This window comes from Mycobacterium sp. 141 (assembly GCF_000382405.1).
Classification (GTDB): domain Bacteria; phylum Actinomycetota; class Actinomycetes; order Mycobacteriales; family Mycobacteriaceae; genus Mycobacterium.
Genome location: NZ_KB908257.1, coordinates 116,588 through 140,866, shown reverse-complemented (window position 1 = coordinate 140,866; position 24,279 = coordinate 116,588). Strand labels below are relative to the sequence as shown.

25 protein-coding genes are annotated in these 24,279 nt (G+C 67.0%); 10 read left to right on the top strand and 15 right to left on the bottom strand.

From position 1 onward, the window contains the following. The first annotated feature begins 5 nt into the window (after positions 1-5). Positions 6-677: a thiamine phosphate synthase gene (thiE, locus tag H276_RS0105805; protein WP_019970364.1), complete on the top strand. Its 672-nt coding sequence runs from the start codon at positions 6-8 to the stop codon at positions 675-677. On the opposite strand, the gene H276_RS0105800 is transcribed toward thiE, so the two are convergent. Continuing rightward, positions 661-1,167: an NUDIX hydrolase gene (locus H276_RS0105800; RefSeq protein ID WP_019970363.1), complete on the bottom strand. Its 507-nt coding sequence runs from the start codon at positions 1,165-1,167 to the stop codon at positions 661-663. The genes thiE and H276_RS0105800 overlap by 17 nt on opposite strands. A 127-nt stretch (positions 1,168-1,294) precedes the next feature. Here H276_RS0105800 and glnX point away from each other — a divergent pair, with 127 nt between their 5' ends. The 3 genes from glnX to H276_RS0105785 are packed head-to-tail and all read left to right on the top strand — an operon-like array spanning position 1,295 to position 5,846. Continuing rightward, positions 1,295-2,614, top strand: coding sequence for a protein kinase G-activating protein GlnX (gene glnX, locus H276_RS0105795; RefSeq protein WP_026356628.1), 1,320 nt, complete (start codon positions 1,295-1,297; stop codon positions 2,612-2,614). A 5-nt stretch (positions 2,615-2,619) separates the two neighbouring features. Beyond that, entirely contained in the window at positions 2,620-3,579 is a 960-nt protein-coding gene (locus H276_RS0105790) for a glutamate ABC transporter substrate-binding protein (protein ID WP_019970361.1), read from the top strand. Further along, the gene (locus tag H276_RS0105785; protein WP_019970360.1) at positions 3,579-5,846 is read left to right on the top strand and encodes a serine/threonine-protein kinase PknG; all 2,268 of its coding nucleotides are present in this window, start codon (positions 3,579-3,581) and stop codon (positions 5,844-5,846) included. Before H276_RS0105790 ends, H276_RS0105785 begins: the two co-directional genes overlap by 1 nt. A 470-nt stretch (positions 5,847-6,316) precedes the next feature. Here the strand turns inward: H276_RS0105785 and H276_RS0105780 are convergent, their stop codons facing one another. Genes H276_RS0105780 through fgd form a run of 3 tightly spaced genes read right to left on the bottom strand, consistent with a single transcriptional unit; the run spans position 6,317 to position 10,649 of the window. After that, positions 6,317-7,513, bottom strand: a complete 1,197-nt coding sequence (locus tag H276_RS0105780; RefSeq protein WP_019970359.1) for an acetate kinase — start codon at positions 7,511-7,513, stop codon at positions 6,317-6,319. Continuing rightward, entirely contained in the window at positions 7,510-9,588 is a 2,079-nt protein-coding gene (gene pta, locus H276_RS0105775) for a phosphate acetyltransferase (protein WP_019970358.1), read from the bottom strand. The genes H276_RS0105780 and pta overlap by 4 nt, the downstream gene beginning before the upstream one ends. Positions 9,589-9,638: 50 nt before the next feature. Then, entirely contained in the window at positions 9,639-10,649 is a 1,011-nt protein-coding gene (fgd, locus tag H276_RS0105770) for a glucose-6-phosphate dehydrogenase (coenzyme-F420) (protein WP_026356627.1), read from the bottom strand. A 34-nt stretch (positions 10,650-10,683) separates the two neighbouring features. Here fgd and H276_RS0105765 point away from each other — a divergent pair, with 34 nt between their 5' ends. Further along, positions 10,684-11,424, top strand: coding sequence for an MBL fold metallo-hydrolase (locus H276_RS0105765; protein WP_019970356.1), 741 nt, complete (start codon positions 10,684-10,686; stop codon positions 11,422-11,424). A gap of 62 nt (positions 11,425-11,486) precedes the next feature. Next, positions 11,487-12,338 (top strand): SDR family oxidoreductase, encoded by an 852-nt coding sequence (locus tag H276_RS0105760; protein WP_019970355.1) that lies wholly within the window; start codon positions 11,487-11,489, stop codon positions 12,336-12,338. Between the two features lie 68 nt (positions 12,339-12,406). Here H276_RS0105760 and H276_RS0105755 read toward each other — a convergent pair whose 3' ends face one another. Genes H276_RS0105755 through H276_RS0105730 form a run of 6 tightly spaced genes read right to left on the bottom strand, consistent with a single transcriptional unit; the run spans position 12,407 to position 16,541 of the window. After that, on the bottom strand, positions 12,407-12,832 hold the full coding sequence (locus H276_RS0105755; RefSeq protein WP_019970354.1) for a hypothetical protein: 426 nt from the start codon (positions 12,830-12,832) through the stop codon (positions 12,407-12,409). Positions 12,833-12,834: 2 nt separating this feature from the next. Beyond that, positions 12,835-14,043 (bottom strand): O-succinylhomoserine sulfhydrylase, encoded by a 1,209-nt coding sequence (locus H276_RS0105750; protein WP_019970353.1) that lies wholly within the window; start codon positions 14,041-14,043, stop codon positions 12,835-12,837. A gap of 7 nt (positions 14,044-14,050) precedes the next feature. Next, a complete protein-coding gene (locus H276_RS0105745) occupies positions 14,051-14,467 on the bottom strand; it encodes a rhodanese-like domain-containing protein (RefSeq protein ID WP_019970352.1) in 417 nt (138 codons plus the stop codon). Beyond that, positions 14,464-14,916 carry a hypothetical protein gene (locus H276_RS0105740; RefSeq protein ID WP_019970351.1) on the bottom strand — a complete coding sequence of 151 codons (453 nt, stop codon included), beginning with the start codon at positions 14,914-14,916 and terminating at the stop codon, positions 14,464-14,466. The genes H276_RS0105745 and H276_RS0105740 overlap by 4 nt, the downstream gene beginning before the upstream one ends. 2 nt (positions 14,917-14,918) lie before the next feature. Continuing rightward, positions 14,919-16,214 (bottom strand): formate-dependent phosphoribosylglycinamide formyltransferase, encoded by a 1,296-nt coding sequence (gene purT, locus H276_RS0105735; protein WP_019970350.1) that lies wholly within the window; start codon positions 16,212-16,214, stop codon positions 14,919-14,921. Positions 16,215-16,238: 24 nt separating this feature from the next. Next, entirely contained in the window at positions 16,239-16,541 is a 303-nt protein-coding gene (locus tag H276_RS0105730) for a UBP-type zinc finger domain-containing protein (protein ID WP_019970349.1), read from the bottom strand. Between the two features lie 42 nt (positions 16,542-16,583). Between H276_RS0105730 and H276_RS0105725 the strand changes: the two genes are divergently transcribed. Continuing rightward, the gene (locus tag H276_RS0105725; RefSeq protein ID WP_026356626.1) at positions 16,584-18,176 is read left to right on the top strand and encodes a Na+/H+ antiporter; all 1,593 of its coding nucleotides are present in this window, start codon (positions 16,584-16,586) and stop codon (positions 18,174-18,176) included. A gap of 85 nt (positions 18,177-18,261) precedes the next feature. Here the strand turns inward: H276_RS0105725 and H276_RS0105720 are convergent, their stop codons facing one another. Genes H276_RS0105720 through H276_RS0105710 form a run of 3 tightly spaced genes read right to left on the bottom strand, consistent with a single transcriptional unit; the run spans position 18,262 to position 20,868 of the window. Next, entirely contained in the window at positions 18,262-18,933 is a 672-nt protein-coding gene (locus H276_RS0105720; protein WP_019970347.1) for a hypothetical protein, read from the bottom strand. Between the two features lie 19 nt (positions 18,934-18,952). Next, positions 18,953-19,576 carry a PaaI family thioesterase gene (locus H276_RS0105715; protein WP_019970346.1) on the bottom strand — a complete coding sequence of 208 codons (624 nt, stop codon included), beginning with the start codon at positions 19,574-19,576 and terminating at the stop codon, positions 18,953-18,955. After that, on the bottom strand, positions 19,573-20,868 hold the full coding sequence (locus H276_RS0105710; RefSeq protein WP_019970345.1) for an adenylosuccinate synthase: 1,296 nt from the start codon (positions 20,866-20,868) through the stop codon (positions 19,573-19,575). Before H276_RS0105710 ends, H276_RS0105715 begins: the two co-directional genes overlap by 4 nt. Positions 20,869-20,951: 83 nt before the next feature. Here H276_RS0105710 and H276_RS0105705 point away from each other — a divergent pair, with 83 nt between their 5' ends. Together H276_RS0105705 and H276_RS0105700 are read left to right on the top strand one after the other, a co-directional pair. Continuing rightward, positions 20,952-21,542 carry a hypothetical protein gene (locus H276_RS0105705; RefSeq protein WP_019970344.1) on the top strand — a complete coding sequence of 197 codons (591 nt, stop codon included), beginning with the start codon at positions 20,952-20,954 and terminating at the stop codon, positions 21,540-21,542. 28 nt (positions 21,543-21,570) lie between these two features. Next, a complete protein-coding gene (locus H276_RS0105700; RefSeq protein WP_019970343.1) occupies positions 21,571-22,359 on the top strand; it encodes a site-2 protease family protein in 789 nt (262 codons plus the stop codon). Positions 22,360-22,372: 13 nt separating this feature from the next. Here H276_RS0105700 and H276_RS0105695 read toward each other — a convergent pair whose 3' ends face one another. Continuing rightward, the gene (locus tag H276_RS0105695) at positions 22,373-22,804 is read right to left on the bottom strand and encodes a hypothetical protein (protein WP_019970342.1); all 432 of its coding nucleotides are present in this window, start codon (positions 22,802-22,804) and stop codon (positions 22,373-22,375) included. 124 nt (positions 22,805-22,928) lie between these two features. Here H276_RS0105695 and H276_RS0105690 point away from each other — a divergent pair, with 124 nt between their 5' ends. Continuing rightward, a complete protein-coding gene (locus tag H276_RS0105690; RefSeq protein WP_019970341.1) occupies positions 22,929-23,825 on the top strand; it encodes a cation diffusion facilitator family transporter in 897 nt (298 codons plus the stop codon). 4 nt (positions 23,826-23,829) lie between these two features. Here H276_RS0105690 and H276_RS0105685 read toward each other — a convergent pair whose 3' ends face one another. Continuing rightward, positions 23,830-24,246, bottom strand: coding sequence for a DUF3151 domain-containing protein (locus tag H276_RS0105685; protein ID WP_026356625.1), 417 nt, complete (start codon positions 24,244-24,246; stop codon positions 23,830-23,832). Positions 24,247-24,279 lie beyond the last annotated feature (33 nt).

Below are 24,279 nucleotides of genomic sequence, written 5' to 3'. Positions count from 1 at the left end.
GCGGTGTGCAAGAACCCACGGACCGCCTCGCCGACGCCGCGCTGTACCTGTGCACCGACGCCCGCCGCGAGCGCGGTGATCTCGCCGAATTCGCCGACGCCGCACTGGCCGGCGGAGTGGATCTGATCCAGCTACGCGACAAGGGCTCCGCCGGGGAACGACAGTTCGGCCCGTTGGAGGCGCGCCAGGAGCTCGACGCATTGGAGGTGCTGGCCGACGCGGCCCGCCGGCACGGCGCACTGCTCGCCGTCAACGATCGCGCCGACATCGCGCTCGCAGCCCGGGCCGATGTGCTGCACCTGGGCCAGGACGATCTGCCGCTGCCGATCGCACGCGGCATCATCGGGTCGCGTCCGGTGATCGGCCGTTCCACGCACGACGCCGAGCAGGTGGCCGCGGCAATCGACGAACCCGTCGACTACTTCTGTGTCGGACCGTGCTGGCCGACCCCGACCAAACCGGGACGTCCGGCCCCCGGGCTCGAGTTGATACGGAAAACAGCGGCGCTGAACCCGGCCAAGCCGTGGTTCGCGATCGGCGGCATCGACATGCAGCGGCTGCCCGAGGTGCTGGCGGCAGGCGCCCGCCGGGTCGTGGTGGTCCGGGCCATCACCGCGGCCGACGACCCTCGAGCCGCCGCCGCGGAGCTGAAATCCGCTCTTACTGAGAGTCGATGACCAGCAGCGGGATGGTCGCGGTGACCTCCCGCAGCCGCTGCCAACTGGCCGCGAAACCGGGATGCAACGGCAGCTCGGCCACCTGAGCCTCGGCCACCCAGCGCAGCTCGGAACTCTCCCGGTTCGGGATGGTCTCCAACGGTTCGGACGCGTCGGCGATCACGGTGGTGTAGGTCCAGCTGGTGCCGCCGGCGCCGGCCACCTCGGCCGTCACGACGGTGGTCCGAACGATCAGTTGGGCGCCGGACAGGCCGGTCTCCTCGTGTGCCTCGCGTACCGCGGCCTGCTCGGCGGACTCATGACTGTCACGGGCTCCGCCGGGCAGCGCCCACGTCCCACCCTGGTGACTCCACGGGGCGCGGTGCTGCAGCAACACCGCGGCCGAACCGTCCGGCCAGGGCGCGCGCAGCAGCAGCCCGGCCGCGCCGTGACGGCCCCAGAACCGGGCGCCGTCGTCGGACACCACCCAGCCGTCCCCGTCGCCTCGCACCCGTACAGGATAGGTAACGTGGCCGGATTCGACGGTTGTCGATCCCGGGCGAGCCCTCCCCCGACCTCTTAGAATTCTTTTATAGAGTTGGCACAGCCGTACGACAGCCGGAAAGGTCCGCGCGCAGGTGACTGTGGAGTTGGCACATCCGTCGACCGAGCCGCTCGCGTCCCGGTCGCCGACGACACCTGCCCATCCGCGCTGGTGGTTCCTGTGGACGACGCCGGGACGCATCCTGACCATCGGGCTGGTGCTGGCAGCTCTCGTCATCGCGAGCGCCGTCGCCACCTCGACGACCATCAACCACCGCCAGCAGGCGCTGGCCATGGTGCTCGACCACACCGAACCGCTGGCGTTCGCCGCCGGACAGCTTTACACCACGCTGTCGGTGGCCGATGCCGCCGCGGCTACCGCGTTCATCTCCGGCACGGAGCCGCGCGACGTCCGGCAGCGCTATGAACAAGCGATCACCGACGCGTCTGTCGCGGTCACCCGGGCCTCGAGCGGCCTCACCGACGAACCGCTGGTCCAGCTGCTGGGCCGCATCAACGCCCGGCTCGCCGTGTACACCGGACTGGTGGAGACCGCCCGCACGAACAACCGGGCGGGCAATCCGGTCGGGTCGTCGTACCTCTCGGAGGCCTCGGCGCTGATGCAGTCTCAGATCCTGCCCGACGCCCAGCGGCTCTACGAGCAGACCTCGGCCCGGGTGGACGCCGAGACCACGGCCTCGACCCGGATCCCGGCGCCGGTGGTGCTGGTGGTGCTGGCGACGTTGATGTTCGGGGCGTTCGCCAACCGCTGGCTGGCACGGCGTACGCGGCGCCGGGTCAATGTCGGGTTCGTCGCGGGCGGGCTGGCCGTGCTGATCATGCTGATCTGGGTATTGACGGCGCTGGTGATCTCCACATCGGACAGCCGCAACGCAAAAGACACCGCCGCCGATTCCCTCAAGACCGTGACCAACCTCGCCATCACCGCGCAGCAGGCCCGCGCCGACGAAACCCTGGCGCTGATCCGCCGCGGCGACGAGAGCCTGCGCAAGCAGTCCTACTACCAGCGCATCGACACGATGGAACAGCAACTGGCGGCCTACCTGGGCCGGGACAACGGCGTGGACAAGACCGATCTGGCCGACGCCGACCAGCTGCTGACCCGCTGGCGCGCCGCCGACGATCGGATCAACGCCTACATCGCCGTCGGCAATTACCAGGCCGCCACCCAGGTGGCGCTCGGCACCAGCGAGGACGATTCGACCCCGGCTTTCGACAAGCTCGACGAGGCGTTGTCAAAGGGCATCCAGCAGAGCCGCAACCAGTTGCGCAACGACATCGTCAGCGCCCGCCGCGTGCTCTCCGGCGCGACCGTCGGCGCCGCGGTGTTGAGCGTGGCCGCCGCGGTGGCGGTGGCGTTGGGCCTGTGGCCACGACTCAGTGAGTATCGGTGAGAGCAATGAGGAAAGTTCTGATCCTGCTCGCGACGATGTTGATGGTGGCCGGCTGCAGCCAGACCGCGCCCGCCCTGACCGTCCCGGCACTCACCTTGGCGCCGCCCACGCCGGCCGGCATGGAGGAACTGACGCCGCAGCCGGTGCAGGTGCCTGCCCCTGATACCGACGAGTGTGACCGCACCGCGAGCCTGCGACCCTTCAACAACAAGGCCGATGCCGACGCCGCGGTTGCCGACATCCGTAACCGGGGCCGCCTTGTCGTCGGGCTCGACATCGGCAGCAACCTGTTCTCTTTCCGTGACCCGATCACCGGTGAGATCACCGGATTCGACGTCGACATCGCCGGCGAGGTGGCCCGCGACATCTTCGGCACCCCGGCACAGGTCGAGTATCGGATCCTGTCGTCGGCCGACCGCATCGCCGCGCTGCAGAACAAGAAGGTCGACATCGTCGTCAAGACCATGACCATCACCTGCGAGCGCCGCAAGCAGGTCAACTTCTCGACGGTGTATCTGATGGCCAACCAGCGCATCCTGGCTCCGCGCGACTCGGCCATCTCGCAAGCCTCGGACCTGTCCGGTAAGCGCGTGTGCGTGGTCGACGGCACGACGTCGCTCAAACGCATCCAGCAGATCAGCCCGGCGCCGATCATCGTCTCGGTGGTGACGTGGGCCGACTGCCTGGTGGCGTTGCAGCAGCGCCAGGCAGACGCGGTCAGTACCGACGACTCGATCCTGGCCGGCCTGGTGGCCCAGGACCCGTATCTGCACATCGTCGGCCCCAGCATGAACCAGGAGCCCTACGGAATCGGGGTGAACCTGGACAACACCGGCCTGGTGCGCTTCGTCAACGGCACGCTGGAACGTATCCGGCGCGACGGTACGTGGAACACGTTGTACCGCAAGTGGTTGACGGTGCTGGGCCCGGCGCCCTCCCCTCCCGTCGCGAGGTACATCGACTGATGACACAGCCACCTGAAATCCCCGAGGAACCCGACGAGGATCCAGGTACCCAACCGGCCACTCTCGAAGACCTCGACATGGATTCGCGGTCAACGGTGCGGCCCATGGCCACCCAAGCGGTGTTCCGGCCGGATTTCGACGATGAGGAACACGGCAAGTCTTCCCTTTTCGGCGACACCGAGGCATACGACCACGCGACCATGCCGACGCGCATCGTTTCGCCGATCCGTCGGCTGGGTGGCGGTCTGGTGGAAATGCCGCGGGTGCCCGAGCGAGATCCTTTGAGCGCGTTGATGACCAACCCCGTGGTGGCGGAATCGAAGCGGTTCTGCTGGAACTGTGGTAAGCCAGTCGGCCGATCCTCGCCCAACGGCCGGGCTCTGTCGGAGGGGTGGTGCCCGAACTGCGGCAGCGCGTATTCCTTTCTGCCGCAACTGTCCCCCGACGACATAGTCGCCGACCAGTACGAGATCAAGGGGTGCATCGCCCACGGCGGCCTGGGCTGGGTGTATCTGGCGTTCGACCACAACGTCAACGAACGGCCGGTCGTGTTGAAGGGCCTGGTGCATTCCGGCGACGCCGAGGCGCAGGCCATCGCGATGGCCGAGCGCCAGTTCCTGGCAGAGGTGACGCATCCGGGGATCGTCAAGATCTACAACTTCGTCGAACACGATGACAAGCACGGCAATCCAGTCGGCTACATCGTCATGGAATACGTCGGAGGGACATCGCTCAAGCAGGCCAAGGGCACCAGGCTGCCGGTCGCCGAGGCGATCGGCTACATGATGGAGATCCTGCCCGCACTGGGCTACCTGCACTCCATCGGATTGGCCTACAACGACCTCAAGCCCGAGAACATCATGATCACCGAGGAACAGCTCAAGCTGATCGACCTCGGCGCGGTGTCGCGGCTCAATTCCTACGGATACCTGTACGGCACACCGGGTTACCAGGCCCCCGAGATCGTGCGCACCGGGCCGACCGTGGCCACCGACATCTACACGGTGGGCCGGACCCTGGCCGCACTGACGCTGAACCTGCGTACCCGCAAGGGCCGCTATGTCGACGGGCTGCCGTCCGACGATCCGGTGCTCACCAAGTACGACTCGTTCGGGCGACTGCTGCGCCGGGCCATCGATCCCGATCCCCGGCGGCGCTTCGCCACCGCCGAGGAGATGTCGTCACAGCTGCTCGGCGTGCTGCGCGAGGTGGTGGCCACCGATAGCGGGCTGCCGCGCCCGGGCCTGTCGACGGTGTTCAGCCCGTCACGCTCGACGTTCGGGGTGGATCTGCTCGTCGCACACACCGACGTGTACGTCGACGGCCAGGTGCACTCGGAAAAGCTGACCGCACAAGAGATCATCCGGGCGCTGCCGGTGCCGCTGGTCGACCGCACCGATGTGGGCGCGCCGGTGCTGGTGGCCAGTGTGCTGAGCCAGCCGGTGCACACCCTCGACCAGCTGCGCGCCGCACGTCACGGCGCGCTCGACGCCGAGGGCATCGACCTGTCCGAATCGGTCGAGTTGCCGCTGATGGAGGCCCGCGCGCTACTCGATCTGGGTGACGTGGCCAAGGCCACCCGCAAGCTCGACGATCTGTCCACCCGCGTCGGCTGGAACTGGCGTCTGATCTGGTTCCGCGCGGTCGCCGAGATGTTGTCCGCCGACTATGACTCGGCGACAAAGCATTTCACCGAGGTGCTGGACACCCTGCCCGGCGAGCTGGCACCCAAGCTGGCGCTGGCCGCGACGGCCGAGCTGGCCGGTACAGCCGACGAGCTGACCTTCTACAAGACGGTATGGGGCACCGACAACGGCGTCCTCTCCGCGGGCTTCGGTCTGGCCCGGGCCCAGTCGGTCAGCGGGGATCGCGACGGAGCGGTGCGAACACTCGACGAAGTGCCGCCCACCTCACGGCATTTCGCCGCGGCCCGGCTCACGAGCGCGGTCACGCTGCTCTCCGGGCGATCGACCAGTGAAATCACCGAGCAGAACATCCGCGACGCGGCTCGACGGGTGGAGGCACTGCCCGACACCGAGCCTCGCGTGCTGCAGATCCGGGCGCTGGTGCTGGGTACCGCGATGGACTGGCTGGCCGACAACACCGCCAGCAGCAACCACATCCTGGGCTTCCCGTTCACCGAACACGGACTCAAGCTCGGCGTCGAGGCATCGCTACGGGCGCTCGCGCGGATAGCCCCGACCCAGTCCCATCGTTATGCCCTGGTGGATCTGGCCAACAGCGTCCGGCCGATGAGCACGTTCTGAACTGACCCGACACCCGTGGTCGGAGCCGGCTGTCGCCCGCTGGGATTTTTGTAATCACCTGTCACATCAGTCACTGTTCGCAGACCATGTACGTTGTGCCCGGCTGTTAGCGACAAAGTCGCGGAAACCGTCTCAGCTGCAACGCTGTTCACTGCGACACCGCGGTGCGAATCTCATCAGAACCGGCAGTAACGGCAGCCACATCAACACCGAAATATGCTGCGCCCGACTGCTATCGACTTTGTCGCTCGCAGCGCGGGCACGTAACCAGTGAGGCTGAATCGTTCTTGTGGTGCCTGCGTGGAGCGTGAGACTGACTCACGCGGTACGGGCGATACCAGCGATATTGGTGTGGCGATTTCCGCGACTTTGTCGCCAACAGGCGGGCAACTCGAGCCCCCTTTCCGGAGCCGAGACGGCTGTGACTGATGTGACTCCGTCGAGAACCGCCCGCCGCTACCCGTCCATCGCTAGGCGGATCGGACCACCTGGGCACAGGCGCGGGCGATGGCCAGTTCCTCGTCGGTCGGAATCACCAGCACGGTGATCGGTGACGACAGTGCCGAGATGCGCCGAGCATCCCGTGCCGGGCTCTCGTTCAGTTCAGGGTCGAGTTCGATGCCCAGCGTTGCCAATCCGCTCAACGCGTCCCGCCGCACGGCCGCGTCGTTCTCCCCGACGCCTGCGGTGAAGCTGATGATGTCGGTGGTTCCCAGCACCGCCAGGTAGGCCCCGACATACTTGCGCAACCGGTGGATGTACACTTCGTAGGCCAATTGCGCTGCACTGTCACCGGTTTCGATCAGCTGATGCAACTTACGGAAGTCGTTCTGACCGCTGAGGCCCAGGAGACCGGACCGGCGGTTGAGCATGGTGTCGATATCCTCGATGCTCATATCCGCCGTCCGGCACAGGTAACCGACAATGCCCGGATCGATGTCGCCGCTGCGCGTGCCCATCACGAGCCCCTCCAGCGGTGTGAGCCCCATGGAGGTGTCGACCGCGCGGCCACCACTGACCGCCGACGCCGACGCACCGTTACCGAGATGCAGCACAATCTGGTTCACCGAGCCGTAGGGCCGTCCCACGAACTCGGCGGCCTGTCGGCTCACATATTCGTGCGATGTGCCGTGGAACCCGTAGCGCCGGATATGCCAGCGCTCGGCGACCTCGCGCTCGATGGCGTAGGTCGCCGCGGCGGCAGGCAGATCGTGGAAGAACGCGGTGTCGAACACGGCGATGTGCGGCACGTCGGGCAGGATGCGCCGGGCCACCTCGATACCGACCACGGCCGGCGGATTGTGCAGCGGCGCAAGAGGAGCCAGTTCCTCGAGCTTGGACATCATCGCGTCGTCGATCACGGCGGGTCGGTAGAACGCCTTGCCGCCGTGCACCACCCGATGCCCGACCGCCACCAGCGCGAGATCGTCGAGGTTCAACCCCGCCTCGCCAAACAGCTCGAACGCCAGCCGCAGCGCCGCATCGTGATCGGCGACCCGGCCTTCCCGATGCAATGTGCGGTCGCCGACCGTCAACGTGGCGCTCGACGAGTCCTCACCGATACGCTCCACGATTCCGTCCGCAAGCTGCTGCCCTGAATCGGGTTGGATGAGCTGGTATTTCACTGACGACGAGCCGGAGTTGATCACGAGCACCGTGCACGTCATAAGTCCCCTTGCGCCTGGATCGCCGTGATCGCGACCGTGTTGACAATGTCCTCGACCAGCGCACCCCGCGAGAGGTCGTTGACGGGCTTGTTCAGGCCTTGCAGCACCGGGCCGATCGCGATGGCACCTGCCGATCGCTGCACTGCCTTGTAGGTGTTGTTGCCGGTATTGAGGTCCGGGAAGATCAGCACCGTGGCCCGTCCGGCCACCGGGGAGTCCGGCATCTTGGTGATCGCCACCGACGGCTCCACGGCGGCGTCGTACTGGATCGGCCCCTCGACCAGCAGGTCCGGTTCGCGTTGGCGCACCAATTCCGTTGCTGCCCTGACCTTGTCGACATCAGCGCCGACACCCGAGGTTCCCGTCGAATACGACAGCATGGCCACGCGCGGCTCGATGCCGAACTGCGCAGCGGTGCGGGCCGACGAGATCGCGATGTCGGCCAGCTGTTCGGAGGTGGGATCCGGCACGATCGCGCAGTCGCCGTAGGCCAACACCCTGTCGGCTAGGCACATGAGGAAGATGCTGGACACCGTCGAGATGCCGGGCGCGGTGCGGATGATCTCGAACGCCGGCCGCACGGTGTGCGCGGTGGTGTGCGCCGCGCCCGAGACCATGCCGTCCACCATGTCGTTGTGCACCAGCATGGTGCCGAAATACGAGACGTCGTGGATGGTTTCGCGGGCCTGTTCGAAGGTGATGCCTTTCTTGCGGCGCAGTTCGGCGTACTGCTCGGCGAAGCGATCGCACAGCTCGCTGGTGCGCGGATCGAGGACGAGCGCCGCATCGATGTTCACGCCGAGTTCAGCTGCCCGGGACCGGATCTGGCTTTCCTCACCGAGGATGGTCAGATCGGCCACGCCGCGCCGCAGCAGCCGGCCCGCGGCCTTGAGGATGCGGTCGTCGGTGCCCTCGGGCAGCACGATGCGCTTGCGGTCGGAGCGGGCCCGGTCGAGCAGCTGATAGGTGAACATCTGCGGCGTGGTCACCGTGGGGATCGGGATGGTCAGCTGCGCCAGCAGATCGTTGACGTCGACGTAGCGGTCCATCAGGGCCAGCGCGGTGTCGATCTTGCGCTGCGACTTCGCGGTCACCCGGCCACGCGCGCCGGCCACGCGGCTGGCGGTCTCGAACGTGCCGTACTTGGTGGTCACGATCGGCAGCCGCAGCCCCAGTCCCTCCACCAACGACGCGATGGCCGGATGCAGATCAAGTCCGCCGTTGAGGATGATGCAGGACAGCGACGGGAAGCCTTCGGCGGCATGGGCACTCACCACGGCCAACACCACGTCGGACCGATCGCCCGGTGTCACCACCGCGACACCCTCGGTCAGCCGCTCCAACACATGCTCTGCCGTCATACCCGCAACGAGCACGCCCATCACCTCGCGGGACAGCAGCTGCGGGTCGCCGGCGATCACCGTACCGTCCACCGCCACCTGCAGTTCGGCCACCGACGGTGCGACGAGCAGAGGCTCCTCCGGCAATACATAGGCCGGGGTGCCCAACGGTTTGAGGGCCTCGGCCACCGCGGCCATCTGCGCCGGGTCGCACCGGTTGGCGACCACCGCCGCGGCGTGGGCGTGTTGGTGGTTCAACTCGGCCAGGCACACCTCGACGACGTGCGCGACCTCCTCGGGTGTGCGATCGGCGGCCTTGACGGCGAGCACCACCGGTGCACCCAGGTTCACCGCTATACGTGCGTTCATGCTGAGCTCGCTGGGGGTGGCGATGTCGGTGTAGTCGCTGCCGACTATCAGGACCGCGTCGCACCGGTTGGCGACGCGGTGGAAGCGGTCGACGATGTCGGTGATCGCAGCATCGGGATCCTCGTGCACCTGCTGGTAGTCGACCCCGACACAGTCTTCGTACGGCAATCCGGCCGTGGCGCCGGCCAGCAGTAGTTCGAGGATGTAGTCACGATCCTCGCCCAACCGCGCGATGGGCCGGAACACTCCCACCCGGGGCACGGTCGCGGCCAGCCGGTGCAGGATTCCGAGCGCAATCGTCGACTTACCGGTATCCCCTTCGGGCGACGCTACGTAGATCGCGGTCGCGGTGTTCCCATCCGGCACCGCTCCAGCATTCCTTGATCACGACACTTCCGCCAGCGCAACGGTGGCCGTCAGCCGAGCTTGCGCAGGCGCGGCTCCAAGTCGGTCTTGAACAGTTCGAGGAAGCGCCGCTGGTCGTGCCCGGGGGCGTGGAACACCAGATGATTGAGGCCGTAGCCCACATATTCAGCGACCTTGGCCACAGCCTCGTCAGGGTCGGACGCCACGATCCAGCGCTTGGCGACCTGTTCGATGGGCAGCGCGTCGGCGGCTTTCTCCATCTCGATCGGATCGCCGATGGAATGCTTCTGCTCGGCCGTCAGCGACAACGGGGCCCAGAACCGGGTGTTCTCCAACGCCAGCTTCGGGTCCGGATCGTAGGAGATCTTGATCTCGATCATCCGATCGATCGTCGCGACATCGCGGCCCGCGGCCGCCGCACCTTCTGCGACCGCGGGGATGAGCTTGTCCTTGTACAGCTCCTCACCCTTGCCCGAGGTGCAGATGAAGCCGTCGCCCGCACGTCCGGCGTACTTGGCGACCAGGGGACCACCGGCGGCGATGTACACCGGGACACCACCCTCTGGCACGTCGTAGATCGAGGCGCCTTTGAGCCGGTAGTACTCGCCGTCGAAATCGACGCGATCGCCCTGCCACAACTTCCGCATCAGCTTGACCGCTTCGCGCAGCCGCGCGAAGCGTTCCTTGAACTCGGGCCATTCACCGGCGTAGCCGGTCGCGATCTCGTTGAGCGCCTCACCCGTACCCACTCCGAGGAAAATCCGCTCCGGGTACAGACACGCCATCGTCGCGAAAGCCTGCGCGATCACCGCGGGGTTGTAGCGGAAGGTCGGCGTCAGCACCGACGTGCCCAGCATCAACCGTTCGGTACGTTCACCCACGGCCGTCATCCAGGCCAGCGAGAACGGCGCATGGCCGCCCTCATGGCGCCACGGCTGAAAATGATCGCTGACCGTCGCACTGTCCATCCCCGACGCCTCCGCGAGCACCCCCAGCTCAACCAGTTCCCGGGGCGCGAATTGCTCTGCAGAAGCCTTATAACCAAGTTTGAGTTCAGCCACGATTTGTTTCTACTCCAGTCCATAGACTCGCGGCATGGCAGCAGCTCTGAGCGCGATCACCGAGCACGTGCACATCGCACAAACCGACCTGGTCAACTGGACTTTGGTGATCGACGATGACAGTTTGCTGCTGATCGACGCCGGATATCCGGGCCAGCGTGACGACGTGCTGACCTCGGTGCGGCAGCTCGGCTTCGGCATCGACGACATCGCCGCGATCCTGCTGACCCACGCCCACATCGACCATTTCGGGTCGGCCATCTGGTTCGCGAAAACCCATGGCACACCGGTGTTCTGCCACACCGCCGAGGTCGGCCACGCCAAACGTGACTACCTTGAGCAGGCCTCGCCGACCGACGTCGCCAAGCACATCTGGCAGCCGCGCTGGCTCAAATGGACGACGGCGCTGATCGCCAACGGCGGGTTGGACCATTCGGGCATACCCAGCGCAGCGGCCCTCACGCCGGAGGTGGCAGCCGGGCTGCCCGGCACACCGGTGGCGGTCCCCACGCCCGGACACACCGGCGGACACTGCTCATTCATCGTCGACGGCGTCCTGGTCGGCGGGGACGCTCTGGTTACCGGGCACCCGCTGATAACGCGGCCCGGTCCGCAGCTGCTGCCCGCGCTGTTCAATCACGACGAGGCGGCTTGCCTGCGCAGCCTGGCGGTATTGGGCCGGCTCGACACCGATGTGCTGGTGCCGGGACACGGCCCGGTGTGGCGCGGACCGATCGCCGAGGCGGTGCAGGAGGCCCTCGCCCGACATGGTTGACCGGCACAGCTGACCCGTCGGCCCCTTCCAGTCAAAACTTGACACATGTAAAGTTTGCCGCCATGGACAACATCAGGGGCAAGACCATCGCGATCACAGGCGCTGCTCGCGGCATTGGTTACGCCACCGCCGCGGCACTGCTGGCCCGCGGTGCTCGCGTCGTGATCGGCGACCGAGACGTGGCGCTGCAGGAGTCGGCGGTCGTCGAGTTGACCAAGCTCGGCCGGGTCTCGGGCTATCCGCTCGACGTCACCGACCGGGAGTCTTTCGCCACCTTCCTCGACAAGGCCCGCACCGACGGCGGCGGCCACATCGACGTCCTGATCAACAACGCCGGCGTCATGCCGATCGGCCCGTTCCTCGAGCAGAGCGAGCAGTCGATCCGGTCGTCCATCGAGGTCAACGTGTACGGCGTACTCACCGGCTGCCGCCTCGCACTGCCGGACATGGTGAAGCGTCGCAGCGGCCACGTCATCAACATCGCCTCGCTGTCGGGCCTCATCCCGCTGCCGGGCCAGGTGGTCTACGTCGGCGCCAAGTACGCGGTCGTCGGCCTGTCCACCGCGCTCGCCGACGAGATGGCCCCGCACGGGGTCAACGTGTCGGTGGTCATGCCACCCTTCACCAACACCGAACTGATCGCCGGCACCAAATCCAGCGGGCCGATCAAGCCGGTCGAGCCCGAGGACATCGCCGCCGCGATCATCAAGACGCTCAACAAGCCCAAAACCCAGGTGTCGGTGCCGCCGCCGTTGCGTTTCACCGCTCAGGCCGCCCAGCTGCTGCCTCCCCGCGGGCGCCGCTGGCTCAACAAGGCGCTGGGCCTCGACACGGTGTTCCTGAACTACGACGCCGCCAAACGCAAGAGCTATGAGGACCGGGCACAGGCCGCCCAGGGCATCATCGAGGGCTGAGTTCACCGGCGAGCAGGCATTGAGGTACCGGAAACGCGGCGTGTCGAGGACCGCCGCGTCTGCTCGCGCTAGAAGGGGAACTCCGGGACCGGGTCCCCGGCGCGATAGGCCTCGATGGCGTCGAGGTGCTCCACGAATTCGGCGTGGCCGAACTCGTAGCTGTCGGTGCGACCAACGAACACCACCCTGACGATCGCGCCATCCTCGGCCGCGTCGAGCCACAAGGACGTGACGGGCAGGCCGTCGTCCACCTCGGCACCGGACGGTTCGTAGAACCACGCCGCCACGTCGTCGTTGGAGGTTTCCTCGTCAAAAGCCCAGCCGCGCTCGGTGATTCGCTCATCGAACTCGACCAGGTCCGCCACAATGACCTCTTGGCCGGCTTCCTGCATCGCCGACAACTGCTCGACGACCTCGTGCGGGACCCAGCGCGACTCCTGGGTGGCCTGCCGCTTCTTGCGGCGGGCCTTCTTGGCGTCGGATGCGCGGGACACGCTCAGCTCAGGGCCTGGTCGAGGTCGGCGATCAGGTCTTCGGTGCCTTCCAGGCCGATGGAGATGCGCACCACGCCGTCGCCCAGGCCGATCGCCGCGCGGCCCTCGGGCCCCATGGCGCGGTGGGTCGTGGTGGCGGGGTGCGTGACGAGCGTCTTCGCGTCGCCCAGATTGTTGGAGATGTCGATGATGCGCAGCTTGTCGAGCATCTCGAAGGCCCGTTCCTTGCCGCCGTCAAGTTCGAAAGTCAGCACGGTGCCACCGCCCCGCATCTGGCGCCTTGCCAGGTCGTATTGCGGATGAGATTGCAGGAACGGGTATTTCACCCAGTTCACCCCGGCTTTGCCTTCCAGGAACTCTGCGACCGTCTGCGCCGAACGGTTGGAGTAGTCCACCCGGACGGCAAGAGTCTCAAGGCCTTTGAGCAGTATCCAGGCGTTGAACGCGCTGATCGCCGGGCCGGTGTGGCGCATCAGCTTCCGCACCGGGCCGTCGATGTAGTCCTTGTCGCCGAGGATCGCACCGCCCAGCACCCGGCCCTGACCATCAATGTGCTTGGTGCCCGAATACACCACGACATCGGCGCCCAACGGCATGCCCTGCTGCAGCAGAGGGGTGGCAAAAACGTTGTCCAGCACCACTTTTGCGCCGGCATCGTGCGCGAGTTCACACACCGCGGCGATGTCGACCAGGGATTGCATCGGGTTCGACGGCGTCTCGAAGAACACCGCCTGAGTCGGCACCGACAGCGCTTCCTCCCACTGGGAGAGATCTTCGCCGTCGACGAACACCGTCTCCACACCCCACCGGGGCAGGATCTCGTTACAGACCACGAAGCAGGACCCGAACAGGCTGCGGGCCGCAACCAGGCGGTCACCGGCGCCCAGTAGCGCAGCGAGCGAGGTGAACACCGCGGCCATGCCGGTGGCGGTGGCGAAGCACGCCGGAGCATCCTCGATGAGTCGCAACCGCTCCTCGAACATCGCGATGGTCGGGTTGCCGTACCGCGAGTAGACGAACCGGTCGATCTCGCCGGTGAACGCCTTCTCGGCTGCCGCCGCGCTCTCGTAGACATATCCCGACGTGAGGAACAGACCCTCCGCGGTCTCTTCGAACTCCGACCGCAGCAGGCCGCCGCGCACCCCGATGGTGGCCTGGCTGAGACCGTCCGGCAACTGTGCGGGAATCCGGACAGATGGGTTGTCAGTCATACCGTCCTCAGCCCTGCATCCATGGCAGGCCGACGGCCTTCCAGCCGGTGCCGCCGCGGTGGCGGTTCTCGTCGAGGTTGCCCTCGAAGCCGTCGAGCAGGTTGTAGGACGGGGCATAGCCCGCGGCGGTCGCAGCCTCGGCGGCAACGATCGAGCGATTGCCGGAGCGACACAGGAAAACCACAGGCCGCGTACCGGATTCGGCACCGATCTTCTCCTGCAGATCCTCGATGAACGCATCGTTGTGGCTGCCGTCGGTCCGGTTCCACTCGATGTAGACCACGTCACGGCCCAGCTGGGTCAGATCCGGCACGCCGACGAACCGCCATTCGGCGTCGGTGCGACAGTCCACCAGCACGGCGCGAGGGTCGTCGCTCAGCAGTTTCCAAGCCTGCTGCGGCGTGATATCTCCGGCATAGCTCACGGCCGTGAGTCTTTCACACCCGAGCAGACGCGCCATGCACCGTCCTCGCGCACGAACGTGGTCTCGGCATCGACCTTCGTATCAGGTGCCTTGTCGAAGTGGTAGACGACAGTGCCGGTGGCCCGGTCGCCGTCGATCCGTACGCCCGTCACGTCATCGACAAACCGGGCCCCCCGCTTGGCCACCGAATCACGTTGCCGGGCAAGAAAATCAGCCTCATTACCCCGCTGATCGCGGCAGGTGTAGTCGGTGAACGAGCCCCAGTTCTCGCGTTGCATGGCGTCGTTCTGCCCCACCGCGGCCCGGCCCACCCGCTGCTCCTCGGACAGTCCGTCACCACTACTGCGCAGGTTGGCCACCACAATGCCGATCACGACGAGCGCAATGATCGCCAACGCACCCAGAAAAGGCGCCATGGTCGGCCGGTCGGCCGCTGCTTCGTCAGCCATGGCTAGAAGAGCTTGCGTAATGCCGCGCCCACCCGGCGGGCCCGGTCGCGAGCAACGATCACATCCGGCGCGGTGGCCAGGGCCACCCCGAGCCGACGCCGGCCGTCGGATTCGTCACCGGGGCCGAACAGCCGCACGTCGCTTTCCGAGGTCGCCAGCGCGTCGGCGAGCACCGCGGTGACGTTGTCCGCCGCGGCGTCGGAATCACCGATGCCATAGCTGACCTCGGCGGCTGCGGGCGAAATCATGATGGTGTCGACGGCCAGGCCGAGGATCGCCCTGGCGTGCAACTCGAACTGCGAGAGCCGCTGCGAACGCACGGTGACCAGCCCGCTGTCCTCGAGACCGACCGCGACGTCGGCGAAGTACACGTCGTCACCCTGCACCAGCAGCTCGACCGCGAACACGCCACGGCCGCCCAGTGAGTTGACGATGCGCGCGGCGATGGACTTCGCGCCGTCCATGGCTGCCGGCGCGAGCCGCTGCGGCTGCCACGCTTCCAACGCGTCATCGTCACCTTCGCGGTGACCGATCGGCTCACAGAAGTGCATGCCCGGGCCTGCAGGCCCGGTGGTGCGGATGACCAGCAGGGTGATCTGGTGCTCCACCTCGACCACCGACTCGGCCAGCACCCGTTGCGCGCCGCCCACGGAGGTAGCACGCTCCCAGGCCGGCTCGATATCGTCGGGACGCAGCAACACCGACTGCCCGGCACGCAACGGTCCTGCCACCGGCTTGACCAGCAACGGATAACCGGCGTGCTCCGCGACGGCCGTGAGCTCATCGACCGACCCGGCGAACCAGAACGGCACCGTCGGCAAACCCAGTTCATCGGAAGCCAGCCGCCGCAGGCCTTCCCGGTCCTGGCTGAGCCGGATACCGCGCGGCGTCGGCAGCACCTCGCGCTCACCCGTCTCGGCGACCGCGATCAACGCGTCTGCGGCGACAGCCCCCGATTCGGTCACCACATAGTGCGGACGTTCCCGCTCGATCAGGGCGGTGAGTTCTTCGGCGTCGTCCCCGCGGTCCACGGCTACGACGGCCACGCCCAGCCGCTCGAACGCAAGCGCGAGCTCGCGGCCGGACTCACCTACGCCCAGCATGAGCACCGTAGGGCGGCGCGCCGCAGGTGGCGCGGGCTTTTGGGGCTCGGGATCGGCTTCTGCCGTCGTCTCTGCCCCCGGCGGGGTGTCGGGCTCCACCACGTCCGGCTCCGGCTGCTCTACCGCCTCCGGAACAGCGGAGGTTTCCTGCACCGATTCGGCTTCTTCCAGGGCTGCGTCAATCGAGTCACTCATCGCGTCACCCAGCCTGCCAGATCGTCATCCGACACGATGGTCGATATAGCACCAACGCCAGCTCTCGCCGGGCTCGGCCGAGCGCATGACGGCGTGACCGCTCTGCTTGAAGTGCGCGGTGGCGTGTTGGCGTGGGCTGGAATCGCAGCAGCCGACGTGCCCGCACGTCATGCACATCCGCAGGTGAGCCCAGTTGTTCTCCCCGTCCTCCGCACATTCCTGACACCGCCCCGGAGTCGTCGGTTCGGGTTCGTCCACGGCGGCGGCGAGGTGCTCACACGTCGTGGGCACCGCGGTCGGCTCCTGCCGGCGTGATCTCCTCAACATGTTGATCAAGGATAGGACCGGACGCGAAGGAGGATCGACGACGTGGGTGTCTCACTCTTGGCGGCTCTTGTGGTCTCGGTGCTGCTGGCCGCCGTGGCCCGCCGCTGCGACGTTTCGGCGCCGTTGGCACTGGTCGTGGCCGGGCTGGCCGCCAGCGCGATCCCGGTTCTCCACGACGTCCACCTCGATCCCCAGCTGGTGCTGTACGTCATCCTGCCGCCGCTGTTGTGGTCTGCCGGGCTGGAGAGCAGCTACCTGGCGATGCGCAAGAACATCCAGACCATCGGGCTGCTGGCGGTCGGGTTGCCGCTGGCGACGACGCTGGTCGTCGGGATCGTGGCATTCCACACGGTGCCCGAGCTGACCATCCCCGCCGCCCTCACGCTGGGTGCGATCGTGGCGCCGCCCGACGCCGTTTCGGCAACGGCGATCGGACGCAGGCTCGGGTTGCCACGCCGCATCATGACGCTGCTCGGCGGGGAGAGCCTGCTCAACGACGCGACCGCCCTGACCGCGTACAAGGTGGCGCTCGCCGCGTCGATAGGCGCGGCAGCCACCTGGCAACGCGGCCTGGGCACGTTCGCCTTGGCGGCGGTCGGCGGCGTCGTGGTGGGCGTAGCCCTGGGCATGGTGGTGCACTACATCCGCACCCGGCTCGACGATCCGCTGGTGGAAAGCGCGATCGGGCTCGTGGCCCCGTTCACGATCTATCTCGTCGCCGAGGAGGTGCACGGCTCCGGCGTCATCGCTGTGGTGGTCGCGGCCCTGCTGCTGGGCCAGCGGGAGACCGACGCCGGCTATGCGACCCGGCTGCAGGACACCGCGGTCTGGAAGGCACTGCAGCTCGTACTCGAGTCGTTCGCGTTCTTCCTGATCGGGCTGCAGCTGCCCAAGGTGATCGGCGAGCTCACGGGCATTTCGGCGGCCACCCTGGCGATCTCCTCGGCGGCCGTGCTCACCGCGGTGATCGTGGTGCGGATCATCTGGGTGTACTGCTTCGCCTACCTGCCGCGGCTGCTGTCGGCGAAGCTGCGGGCCCGTGAGCCTGCTCCGACCCCCGGCCAGGTGTTCATCCTGGCCTGGGCGGGCATGCGCGGCGTGGTCTCCCTGGCCGCGGCCTTCGGCGTGCCGGCCACGACGCTCTCCGGCGCCCCGTTCCCCGGCCGCCCGCAGCTGGTGTTCCTCACCTTCGTCGTGGTGGTCGGAACCCTGCTGCTGCACGGCCTGACCCTGCCGTGGTTCATCAAAGTCCTCGGAGTGCAAGGCAACGAGGCCCACGCCGATGCGATCGCCACCGCGGCCGCCCAGGACCGGGCGGCCAGGGCCGCCGCCGACCGGCTCGACGAACTGCTGGCCGAACAGCCCGCCGGCACCGACGTGCCGGAACGGGCCGGCGAGATTCTGCGGACGTGGAATACGAGGCGCCGCAACGCCGCCTGGGAACAACTGGGCCGCGACGACGCCGACATCGGCGAAAGCCCCACCTCGGCGTTCCGCCGGTTACGGCTGGAAATGCTTGCCACCGAACGAAAGACATTCATCGCCGAGCGCGACGCCGGACACATCGACGACGAGGTGCTCCGCACCGTGCTGCGCGGGCTCGACCTGGAAGAGGCGACACTGAACCGTGAGTAGAAGACTGTCATGGTTTACGGTGTCGCGCCGACCACCTCGAACATGATGTGATGGCCGCCAAACCGCGCCCGCAGCAGCCATCTCGTCATTTTCGGAGCGGTTGCTCTTGACCTCCACCGATCACCCCGGCCCGCACCAGCAACAACAAGCTGACCACCAGCACCCAGGCCGGGAACACCAGAGCCAGCCACAGCGAGACGTCAGCGGCGATCAACAGTGCCACCGCCATCGCATACGTGCTCCAGACCAGCCAGCGTGGCATCAGTCCCGTCTTGAGCCAGATGGTGGCCAGCGAGATCATGAACACCGCACCCATCCGGATGGCATAGGTCTTGCTGAACGCAACCAGCAGCATGGTCGCAAAAGCCACCACCTCGGTGCGGGCCGACTGATCGGACACGTGTGTGGCGCTGTGCGCCAACGCCATTCCCACCGACATCGAGGCGAACACCATGGCCAGGAAGAGCAGGCCGCTACCGAGGAACACCGACGCGAAGAATTTGTCCTCGTAATGTCCGAAGCCGTCGCGGACCACACCGATGAACCACAGGAAGGCGATACCGGCGAACGGCATGAGTGTCGAGGCCAACCGGATGTGCACGCTGCCGGTGACTGTCCATTGGGTACCGGGCGCATCGCCCGCCGGCAGCGCCGACCAGATCATCACGACGGCGGCGCCGAACAGCAGCGCGAACAACACGCCGGCCAATGCGGCCGCGCGCGGCGTCGACAATCGGTGCAGATGCTGCTGGATCACCGCGCCATCCTGGCACGGCTCAGGGTTGGCCGGGCAGCAATCTGACCATCAGGCCGTTGGCCTCGGCGAGCAGATTGCCACCCACGTCACGTAATTCGACGTTGACGAATGCCTTGCGCCCCTCGGCCTCCCTAACCCAGCCGCGGGCCGTCAGGACGGTGTCGATCGGGGTCACCTTGCGGTAGTCGACATGCAGGAATGCGGTACGGCTGATCGGTCGCCCGGCCGCATGGATCACCATGCCGAACACCGAGTCGAACAACAGCGGCAGCACCCCGCCGTGCACGGCGTAGTTGCCGCCTACGTAGTAGCGGCCGAATTCGACCTGCAGTTCGACGCCTTCGGGGTCGAACTTGCGGACCGTCCACGGCGGCATCAGCAGGCTGCCCGCACCTGGCAGTGACGGCACCCGATTAGCCGGGCCGACTCCCTCAGCCGCCTCATACGGCGCGAGCAACTTGACGAGTTCCTCGACCCGGTCGGCGGCCTCGTCCCAGACGTCACCATCCGGGTTGGCCGACACCGCGAGATCCTGCGCGCGGCGCATCGCGGCTACGAACCGACCGAAGCCCGGTCCGGGATCGGCCGGCGTGAATACCGGGAAACCGCCATGCTGTTCGACGTAGGGATTCGGCCCAGTCACTTCTCAGCCAGGATGTCGCGCCGCACGATCGTCTGGTCGCGACCGGGGCCCACGCCGATGCACGAAACATGCGCTCCGGCAAGCTCTTCAAGCCGCAGCACGTAGTCCTGCGCCTTGGCGGGCAGATCGGAGAACTCCCGCGCGGTCGAGATGTCCTCCCACCAACCGGGCAGCTCCTCGTAGATCGGCTCGGCACGGTGAATGTCGCTCTGCGTCATCGGCATCTCGTCGGTGCGCTTGCCGTCGACCTTGTAGCCGACACACACCGGCACGGTCTCCAGGCTCGAGAGCACGTCGAGTTTGGTCAGGAAGTAGTCGGTGATGCCGTTGACCCGAGTGGCGTAGCGGGCGATGACGGCGTCGAACCAGCCGCAGCGCCGGGCCCGGCCGGTGGTGACCCCGACTTCGCCGCCGGTCTTGGCCAGGTAGGCGCCGTGCTCGTCGAACAACTCGGTCGGGAACGGACCCGACCCGACGCGTGTCGTGTACGCCTTGAGGATTCCCAGCACGGTGGTGATGCGGGTGGGGCCGATGCCGGAGCCCACCGCGGCCCCGCCGGAAGTCGGGTTCGACGACGTCACGAACGGATAGGTGCCGTGGTCGACGTCGAGCAAGGTGCCCTGCGAACCCTCCAGCAGCACGGTCTCACCGCGCTCCAGGGCCTGGTTGAGCAGCAGCCGGGTATCGGCGACACGGTGCTTGAAACCTTCGGCCTGGGTCAGCAGGTTCTCGACCACCTCGGCCGGCTCGAGCGCCTTGCGATTGTAGATCTTGACCAGCACCTGGTTCTTGAATTCCAGTGCGGCGTCGATCTTTTCGGCCAGCAATTTCTCGTCGAGCACGTCGGCGACCCGGATGCCGATGCGGGCGATCTTGTCCTGGTAGCAGGGACCGATCCCGCGGCCGGTGGTGCCGATCTTCTTGCTGCCCGCGTACCGCTCGACGACCTTGTCGATCTCGACGTGATACGGCATCAGCAGGTGCGCGTCGGCCGAGATCAACAACCCCGAAGTGTCCACCCCGCGGTCCTCGAGACCGGAGAGCTCGGCCAGCAGTACCCGTGGGTCCACCACCACACCGTTGCCGATGACGTTGGTGACACCGGGTGTGAGGATGCCCGAGGGGATGAGGTGCAGGGCGAAGTTCTCGCCGGTGGGCAACACGACGGTGTGTCCCGCGTTGTTGCCGCCCTGGTATCGAACGACCCATTGCACGCGACCACCGAGTAGATCGGTGGCTTTACCTTTGCCCTCGTCGCCCCACTGGGCGCCGATAAGGACGATTGCCGGCATGGCGTAATCTCCCGCTATCTCCGCGTCTTAAGTGGCGCAGCCGGTAGGTCACCTTATCCCAGCACACGCGAGGAGCCCACATTTTGCCCAACCGGACGCGCGATATAGCCGATGTCGCCGTCTTCGGCCGCACCGCGCTCCCTCCGCTTCGCGGCCTGCCGACCGTCGAACTCGACGCCGTGGCAGCCCAGCGCCGGATCATCGTCACCGGCACGAAAGCCGAGCTGGCGGCCGTGTTGACCGCGTTACTGCGGGCCGACCGGCTCGACGTCGAGGTCGCGTACACCACCGGTTACTGGTCGGCTCGACGCGCACTGCGCGCCCCGGCACGGCGGGTACCGCTGATCCGCGACGAGACCGGCTCGGTGATCGTGGCGGCGGCCCAATGGTCCGGCATCGACGGCCACGCACTGCACGGCGAGGCCGTGGTGGACGATCATCTGCTGTTCGACGGCGAGGTCCCGGGTGTGCGCGTGGAACCCACGCTGATCTTGCCGGGGCTGCGCGCGGCTGTGCTCACCGAACGCGGACGTCCACGGACCTGGGTGACCGGGCGGGCCGCCCAGCTGGGCACCACGGCTGCGCAACTCACCCGCGACGGCGTGGCAGCGCCGCGCAAGGTCCGACGTTCCACGTTCTACCGGCATACCGAGGGCTGGCTGAAGGTCGGCTGACCGGCACAGCAACCGGTAGCGTCGAGTCGTGAACATCCGTCCGCTGCATCAATCGGTGCGACCGAGCCCGGTTTTCCTGGCCGTCGTCGCCATCACCGCAGCAGGCGGGGTGATCGCCTGGCTGGCGGGCGCGGTCTCCGTGCCGTTCCCGGCCTTGGCCTACGCGGGCGTGTTCGTGCTGGTGGTGGCCGGCTGGCTGGTGTCGCTATGCCTACATGAATTCGGGCACGCCTTCACGGCGTGGCGGTTCGGCGACCACGACGTCGCGGTGCGCGGCTACCTGACACTGAATCCGCTCAAGTATTCGCATCCCATGCTGTCACTGGGTCTGCCGGTGCTGTTCATCGCGCTCGGCGGGATCGGGTTTCCCGGCGGTGCGGTCTACGTGCGCACGTCGTGGATGACAGCCCGCCAGCGCACCGTCGTCAGCCTGGCCGGTCCGGCGGCCAACCTGGTGCTCGCGGTGCTGCTGCTCGGCGCCACCCGGTTGTTCTTCGACCCTGCGCACGGCGTGTTCTGGTCCGGCCTGGCGTTCCTGGGTTTTCTGCAGGTCACTGCGCTCGTGCTGAATCTGCTGCCGATCCCGGGGCTGGACGGCTACAACGCCCTGGAACCGCACCTGAGCCCCGAGACGCAGCGTGCACTGGAACCGGCCAAGCAGTGGAGTTTCTTCATCCTACTGATCCTGCTCATCACACCGACACTCAACCGGTGGTTCTTCGGCCTCGTCTACTGGGTCTGCGAACTGTCCGGTATGTCGAGGTTCTGGATGCAGGTCGGCGGGCAGCTAACCCGGTTCTGGTCAGCCTGGATGTAACCGGACGACCGGCCTAGAGGTCGGCGAGGACGCTGCGCAGCGCGATGGTGAGATCATCGCGGCGCTCGGAATAAAACGGGCCGATACCGTCGGCCAGCAGCATGCGTAGCCGGGCAACACCGTGGGCACGGACCGGCCGTGGCCCCTCCAAGCGTTGTCGCACCTCGTTGATCAGGTCGACGGCCGATATGACGCTGCTCCGATGCATCGGTATCCGGGACGGAAAGAACACCGGTTCTGCCTGCGCTTCCTTCAGCACCCGGCGCAGCGTGGCTGCCAGCGCACGGCGGTGACGGTCGGAGGTCAGCCGCTCGATGTGCATCGCCAGCGGACTGCCGGGTTCAACAGATACGCCGTTGATCAATTGCTGGTCGTAGCACCAGGCAAACAGGCGTGCGGTCAGGCGGACGATCACCGACCCGTCGAAGGAGCTGGCATAAGTCATAGCGATATGAACAACGAGCCGCCGGCACCCGCAATTCCGGAAATGGGGCAAAGGTGACTGGCCAGCCAACCCTTGACCGACGTGACACTTGCGACATATGCGATTATGCGCATATATTGCTTTTATGGGAGCCGGTCACGATCACAGCCATTCGCCGGACACCAAGATCAGCCGAATGGCCGCCGCCGCCGCTATCTTGTCGATTTTCTTCGTCGTCGAACTCGCCACCGCACTGACCATCAACTCCATTGCACTGCTCGCAGACGCCGGGCACATGCTGACCGACCTGGTCGCCATGTTCATGGGCCTGACGGCGGTATTGCTCGCCCGGAAGGGCAGCGCTTCGCCGGCCCGGACATATGGCTGGCACCGCGCCGAGGTGTTCACCGCCGTCGCCAACGCCGCGCTGCTGCTCGGCGTCGCGGGGTTCATTCTCTACGAGGCGTTCGAGCGGCTCGGTCACGCGCCCGAGGTCCCCGGCGTGCCGATGATCGTCGTCGCACTCGTCGGGCTGCTGGCCAACACCGTCGTGGTGTTCATGCTCCGCTCGCATTCCAAGGACAGCCTCGCCGTCAAGGGCGCCTACATGGAGGTGGTGGCCGACACGGTCGGCAGCATCGGGGTACTGATCGCCGGGATTGTCACGGTCACCACCGGGTGGCCGTATGCCGATGTGGTGGTTGCAGTGCTGGTGGCGCTGTGGGTGCTGCCCCGGGCTATCTCGCTGGCCCGCGCGGCCCTGCGCATCCTGAGCGAGTCCTCTCCCCGCCACATCGACGTCGCGGAGCTGCGCCGCGCACTGGGCGGGGTCAACGGCGTCACCAGTGTGCACGACCTGCACGTGTGGACCCTGGTGCCGGGCAAGGACATGGTGACCGCGCACCTGACCAGCACCGCCGACGCCGCAACGGTGCTCGACAAGGCGCGCGCGGTGTTGGCCGCACGCGGTCTGGAGCACGCCACGGTGCAGGTGGAAACCCCGGACAGTGCCGGGGACTGCCCCTGCGAATCGACCTGGTGAGGGCCTAGGCGAAACCGAGTTCGGCGCGGGCCGACGGATCGCAGTCGTCGAGCAGGTCCAGGCACCGCTGGAACTCGTCGGTCTCGCCGATGTCGTCGGCAGCCTGCGCCAGCGCCGCGACACAGCGCAGAAACCCCTGGTTCGGCTCATGGCTGAACGGCACCGGGCCGAAACCCTTCCAGCCGTTGCGACGCAGCTGATCGAGCCCACGGTGATAACCGGTACGGGCATAGGCATAGGCGGTGACCGCCTTGTCGTCCTCGAGCGCGCCCTCGGCCAGCACGGCCCACGCGATGGACGCCGACGGATGCGCGGCTGCCACCACGGCGGGCTTCTCCCCCGCGGCGAGTTCGTCCTCGGCCTCCGGGTCGCCCGGGAGCAACACCGGTTCCGGTCCTAGCAGATCACCCATCCGCGTCATGGCCCTATTGTGCACCGATGTTCTGCGCGCCGA

Excerpts from the sequence above, each read along its gene's own strand:
- H276_RS0105790 (WP_019970361.1), top strand. The coding sequence starts at position 2,620 with ATGAGGAAAGTTCTGATCCTGCTCGCGACGATGTTGATGGTGGCCGGC.
- H276_RS0105785 (WP_019970360.1), top strand. The coding sequence starts at position 3,579 with ATGACACAGCCACCTGAAATCCCCGAGGAACCCGACGAGGATCCAGGT.
- H276_RS0105780 (WP_019970359.1), bottom strand. The coding sequence starts at position 7,513 with ATGACGTGCACGGTGCTCGTGATCAACTCCGGCTCGTCGTCAGTGAAA.
- H276_RS0105765 (WP_019970356.1), top strand. The coding sequence starts at position 10,684 with ATGGCAGCAGCTCTGAGCGCGATCACCGAGCACGTGCACATCGCACAA.
- H276_RS0105760 (WP_019970355.1), top strand. The coding sequence starts at position 11,487 with ATGGACAACATCAGGGGCAAGACCATCGCGATCACAGGCGCTGCTCGC.
- H276_RS0105750 (WP_019970353.1), bottom strand. The coding sequence starts at position 14,043 with ATGACTGACAACCCATCTGTCCGGATTCCCGCACAGTTGCCGGACGGT.
- H276_RS0105740 (WP_019970351.1), bottom strand. The coding sequence starts at position 14,916 with ATGGCTGACGAAGCAGCGGCCGACCGGCCGACCATGGCGCCTTTTCTG.
- purT (WP_019970350.1), bottom strand. The coding sequence starts at position 16,214 with ATGAGTGACTCGATTGACGCAGCCCTGGAAGAAGCCGAATCGGTGCAG.
- H276_RS0105730 (WP_019970349.1), bottom strand. The coding sequence starts at position 16,541 with ATGTTGAGGAGATCACGCCGGCAGGAGCCGACCGCGGTGCCCACGACG.
- H276_RS0105710 (WP_019970345.1), bottom strand. The coding sequence starts at position 20,868 with ATGCCGGCAATCGTCCTTATCGGCGCCCAGTGGGGCGACGAGGGCAAA.
- H276_RS0105695 (WP_019970342.1), bottom strand. The coding sequence starts at position 22,804 with ATGACTTATGCCAGCTCCTTCGACGGGTCGGTGATCGTCCGCCTGACC.
- H276_RS0105690 (WP_019970341.1), top strand. The coding sequence starts at position 22,929 with ATGGGAGCCGGTCACGATCACAGCCATTCGCCGGACACCAAGATCAGC.
- H276_RS0105685 (WP_026356625.1), bottom strand. The coding sequence starts at position 24,246 with ATGACGCGGATGGGTGATCTGCTAGGACCGGAACCGGTGTTGCTCCCG.